The sequence below is a fragment of the Sporacetigenium sp. TC11 genome (assembly GCF_058146105.1).
Window position 1 is genome coordinate 1 of the sequence record NZ_JBYVNY010000022.1, and the last position, 3,922, is coordinate 3,922.

Below are 3,922 nucleotides of genomic sequence, written 5' to 3' on the forward strand. Positions count from 1 at the left end.
GTGTTAGGCACGCCGCCAGCGTTCATCCTGAGCCAGGATCAAACTCTCATGATAAACTTGGCATTACTTTATAAATAAATGGTGTTTAATTATCCTACTGTTTAATTTTCAAAGTTCAATTATCTTGCCCCTTTTCGAGGACAAGTATTATATTATCATTTGTAGATTGTTTTGTCAACTTATTTTTTAACTTCTTTATCCTTTTCTCGAGGACAAGTAATAATATACCATGTATTTTTATATACGTCAACAACTTTTTTGAAATAATTATAAAAAGGCCTTTTTATATGAAAAAGGCCTTTAAGAAATAACTACATTAGTTTTCCTCTGTCTTCAAATTGATAATCTGTATGCATATTATGGTCATATATTAATTCACCAGTAACTGTTACTCTATGTGCATTTTTATTATAATTTATTTTTAAATTTCTAAATCTAGCATCGTCTGTATTATTTACTAGATAGTTTCTTACTATATCTTCAGCAGATTTATAATCTACATCTTCATATATTTTAAAGAAATCTGCTTCAGACATTTCTAAAGTTAAATCATAATATCCCTCATCTGTTCTTTTTCTTTCATCTCTTATATTATCCATATAATTTTAACCTCCAATAGTTTTTTATTAACTTTTATTAAAAGTATAACCATTTATAAGGTTTAAAATGTGGTTTATATTAAAAACTTTGAGATGTATATATAATAAGGTTTTTTGCAAAAATATTAATAAAATATTTAAAGGCGGTGTTTAATATGAGTAAATTTAATGATTTAAAAGATTTGTATGAGGATGGATATAGATGTATATACCATAATACTACAGAAGATCAAAAATATACTATTTACCTAAAAAATTTTTATAATGAAAGAAATAAATCTTTGAAAGTAGAATTAGATGATGAAAGTGAATTCAACCAATTTAAGGATTATATAAATAATCTAAGAATGTCATAAAAATTTTCATTAAAAAAGGAGCATTCTGCTCCTTTTTACTTTGTTGTTACTACTTTTTTTATAAGTTCCAATAATTCTTTCCTATCTACTTCTTGAATATGCTTTTTCCTTTTATAACTCTGAAAATATATCACTTTCGATGATGTTCTTTTCACAATAATCACTTCCTATAACTTATATTAATTTATTATTATAGTTCTATGAAATGCATATTTTTTCCTTCTTTAAAATCTATTTTTTTGCAGAATACTTTTTAAAATTTACAATTTAGTTGCTATTTTCTACATGTTTAACTTTATTTTAAAATTAAATTATATAATGCTTTTAAAAAATTCTTATGTTTTAGTTGAATAAGCTTATTTGATTATTCAGCGTGTTTTAGAAGTCTTTTAATAATATCATTTAATTTTAATTCTCCTAATTCTTCATGACAAATAGCTATTACCATTTTTATATCTTCATCTGATTGATCGTACTTATAGGCTCTTACTCTTATCAGTGATTCCTCAGGCATATATTCCTCTAAATCAATTGCTATCTCATCAGCTAATTGCATATATTCATTTATTATATCCTCTTCATCTTCACTGTCTATATCATATTCTTCTTCTTCTATAATCTCTTTTAGTACATTTATATCTAAACTTATATTAAATGCAGCTATATCTTCTCTCTTTGTACTTTTACTCATATCTCTTAAAACTTTAAAGTCACTATTTATTTCTATAGACTCTCTTATTTCTTGACTATCTAGGATAGTATCTCCAAATACAATATACATGTACATCATCTCCTGGTGTAATATTTAATATGTAAGATATTATAAATAATAATTATATAAAATAAAAGTATAAAATATATATTTATTTAGATTGACCTAAGTAAATATATATTTTATACAAGATACAACAGCTATACCAAATATACCTAAGTATCCTGTTATTAAAGATGTTACTGCATTTACTCCTATACAAAAATCTAAATTTAATAATTCCAGCATATAATTAAATGCAAATATAGCTGTTCCTCCAAATAAGCCTCGCATTATTACTTTACCAATAAAATTAAGTGGTCCAACTAATAAAAGTGCTATTATATATATAGATAGTAAAACACCACTGTATAATATAATTAATTTAACTTGCATGACAGCATTCATAATATTATCCCTCCTTACATAATACTATGAATCAATAATTAAATTAATTATATAATTTCTATTTTGCAATAACTTTTATAAGGTCTTCATAGCAGTTATAAGATACTCCATTTTGCTTAGCTTGCTTTAATAAGTACGAATATCTTGATTTACGAGCCTCTAACTCGAATATAGCTACATCTATTAATTCTGGTTCAATAACATTTTGAAAAAATATTTCTGCACTCTTCACATCTGAATAGGCTCTTTTTATTTCTACTGCCATATCTTGTTTTTCTCTGGTATTTCTTTTTAAAAATCTGGGCATATACAATCCTCCTTATAATGATTATAAGTACTCACACCTAGATTCTATCCTAATATATTGCTATATATACATTAAACTATTCTTCTATAATATAAGATTATTTATAATAATTATGAACAATAAAAAGACCTTAACTAGTATATTAGTTAAGGTCTACTGGTGGGATTAACAGGGCTCGAACCTGTGACCCCCTGCTTGTAAGGCAGGTGCTCTCCCAGCTGAGCTATAATCCCTTATTGTTTTGTGGTGCGCCCAGAGGGACTCGAACCCCCAACCTTCTGATTCGTAGTCAGACACTCTATCCAGTTGAGCTATAAGCGCAAATAAAAAAATGGAGGCGGCACCCAGATTTGAACTGAGGATCAAGGAGTTGCAGTCCACTGCCTTACCACTTGGCTATGCCGCCTTATTATTTGGGGTGGATAATGAGATTCGAACTCACGGCCTCCAGAGCCACAATCTGGCGCTCTAACCAACTGAGCTATACCCACCATATTGGTCGAGGTGGAGGGACTCGAACCCCCGGCCCCATGGTCCCAAACCACGTACGCTACCAAACTGCGCTACACCTCGACATTATTAAGTTAAATTTAATGTGGTGGGCCTTCAGGGACTCGAACCCCAGACCTACCGGTTATGAGCCGGGCGCTCTAACCAACTGAGCTAAAGGCCCACATTAAATGGTAGCGGCAACAGGAGTCGAACCTGTGACCTTTCGGGTATGAACCGAACGCTCTAGCCAACTAAGCTATGCCGCCACTTTATTGGTGCCCAGAGGCGGAATCGAACCACCGACACGGGGATTTTCAGTCCCCTGCTCTACCGACTGAGCTATCTGGGCATACTGGCGGAGAGGGTGGGATTCGAACCCACGGCCCCTTTCGGAGTCACTGGTTTTCAAGACCAGCTCCTTAAACCGCTCGGACACCTCTCCATATTGGTGACCCATCCGCGACTCGAACGCGGGACACCCTGATTAAAAGTCAGGTGCTCTACCGACTGAGCTAATGGGTCTTAATTTGTTGGCTGGGGATGCAGGACTCGAACCTACGCATACATGAGTCAAAGTCATGTGCCTTACCGACTTGGCGAATCCCCAATGTGGTGAGCGCACAGGGATTCGAACCCCGGACACACGCCTTAGAAGGGCGTTGCTCTATCCAGCTGAGCTATGCACCCACATTGATATTCCTTTGGAGCGGGAGACGAGATTCGAACTCGCGACTTCAACCTTGGCAAGGTTGCGCTCTACCACTGAACTACTCCCGCTTATTATATTTTATATGGTGCGGGTGGAGGGACTTGAACCCCCACGCACAAGGCGCCAGATCCTAAGTCTGGTGCGTCTGCCAATTCCGCCACACCCGCATATAAATTTGGTGGAGGATGGTGGATTCGAACCACCGAAATCGTAGATAACAGATTTACAGTCTGCCCCCTTTGGCCGCTCGGGAAATCCTCCGTGTTTGGAGCTAGTGATAGGAATCGAACCTACAACCTG

Annotated in this window: 5 protein-coding genes and 15 tRNA genes; 1 reads left to right on the forward strand and 19 read right to left on the reverse strand. The window is 34.2% G+C overall.

Features of this window, described 5'->3' with window-relative positions; all coding sequences use genetic code 11:
• Positions 1 to 311: 311 nt before the first annotated feature.
• On the reverse strand, positions 312 to 599 hold the full coding sequence (locus ACUSRV_RS16810) for a hypothetical protein (protein ID WP_490143123.1): 288 nt from the start codon (positions 597 to 599) through the stop codon (positions 312 to 314).
• A 155-nt stretch (positions 600 to 754) separates the two neighbouring features.
• On the opposite strand from ACUSRV_RS16810, the gene ACUSRV_RS16815 reads away from it, so the two are divergent.
• Positions 755 to 955 carry a hypothetical protein gene (locus ACUSRV_RS16815; RefSeq protein WP_490143124.1) on the forward strand — a complete coding sequence of 67 codons (201 nt, stop codon included), beginning with the start codon at positions 755 to 757 and terminating at the stop codon, positions 953 to 955.
• Between the two features lie 364 nt (positions 956 to 1,319).
• Here ACUSRV_RS16815 and ACUSRV_RS16820 read toward each other — a convergent pair whose 3' ends face one another.
• The 18 genes from ACUSRV_RS16820 to ACUSRV_RS16905 all read right to left on the reverse strand — a co-directional run bounded on the left by ACUSRV_RS16820 (position 1,320) and on the right by ACUSRV_RS16905 (position 3,883).
• The gene (locus ACUSRV_RS16820; RefSeq protein ID WP_490143125.1) at positions 1,320 to 1,736 is read right to left on the reverse strand and encodes a hypothetical protein; all 417 of its coding nucleotides are present in this window, start codon (positions 1,734 to 1,736) and stop codon (positions 1,320 to 1,322) included.
• A gap of 96 nt (positions 1,737 to 1,832) precedes the next feature.
• Positions 1,833 to 2,114: a pro-sigmaK processing inhibitor BofA family protein gene (locus tag ACUSRV_RS16825; protein WP_490143126.1), complete on the reverse strand. Its 282-nt coding sequence runs from the start codon at positions 2,112 to 2,114 to the stop codon at positions 1,833 to 1,835.
• A gap of 58 nt (positions 2,115 to 2,172) precedes the next feature.
• On the reverse strand, positions 2,173 to 2,421 hold the full coding sequence (locus ACUSRV_RS16830; RefSeq protein WP_490143127.1) for a DUF2508 family protein: 249 nt from the start codon (positions 2,419 to 2,421) through the stop codon (positions 2,173 to 2,175).
• A gap of 157 nt (positions 2,422 to 2,578) precedes the next feature.
• Positions 2,579 to 2,654 (reverse strand) — tRNA-Val (locus ACUSRV_RS16835).
• Positions 2,655 to 2,665: 11 nt separating this feature from the next.
• Positions 2,666 to 2,742: transfer RNA gene (locus ACUSRV_RS16840), tRNA-Arg, on the reverse strand.
• Positions 2,743 to 2,753: 11 nt separating this feature from the next.
• Positions 2,754 to 2,827: transfer RNA gene (locus tag ACUSRV_RS16845), tRNA-Cys, on the reverse strand.
• Between the two features lie 8 nt (positions 2,828 to 2,835).
• Positions 2,836 to 2,912: transfer RNA gene (locus tag ACUSRV_RS16850), tRNA-His, on the reverse strand.
• A 5-nt stretch (positions 2,913 to 2,917) separates the two neighbouring features.
• A tRNA-Pro gene (locus tag ACUSRV_RS16855) sits at positions 2,918 to 2,994 on the reverse strand.
• A 23-nt stretch (positions 2,995 to 3,017) separates the two neighbouring features.
• Positions 3,018 to 3,094: transfer RNA gene (locus ACUSRV_RS16860), tRNA-Ile, on the reverse strand.
• A gap of 8 nt (positions 3,095 to 3,102) precedes the next feature.
• Positions 3,103 to 3,179 (reverse strand) — tRNA-Met (locus tag ACUSRV_RS16865).
• A gap of 7 nt (positions 3,180 to 3,186) precedes the next feature.
• Positions 3,187 to 3,262 (reverse strand) — tRNA-Phe (locus tag ACUSRV_RS16870).
• Between the two features lie 4 nt (positions 3,263 to 3,266).
• A tRNA-Ser gene (locus ACUSRV_RS16875) sits at positions 3,267 to 3,355 on the reverse strand.
• 4 nt (positions 3,356 to 3,359) lie between these two features.
• Positions 3,360 to 3,435: transfer RNA gene (locus ACUSRV_RS16880), tRNA-Lys, on the reverse strand.
• 9 nt (positions 3,436 to 3,444) lie between these two features.
• Positions 3,445 to 3,520, reverse strand: a tRNA-Gln gene (locus ACUSRV_RS16885).
• A 3-nt stretch (positions 3,521 to 3,523) separates the two neighbouring features.
• A tRNA-Arg gene (locus ACUSRV_RS16890) sits at positions 3,524 to 3,600 on the reverse strand.
• Positions 3,601 to 3,615: 15 nt separating this feature from the next.
• Positions 3,616 to 3,690 (reverse strand) — tRNA-Gly (locus ACUSRV_RS16895).
• 15 nt (positions 3,691 to 3,705) lie between these two features.
• Positions 3,706 to 3,789 (reverse strand) — tRNA-Leu (locus ACUSRV_RS16900).
• 9 nt (positions 3,790 to 3,798) lie between these two features.
• Positions 3,799 to 3,883, reverse strand: a tRNA-Tyr gene (locus tag ACUSRV_RS16905).
• Positions 3,884 to 3,922 lie beyond the last annotated feature (39 nt).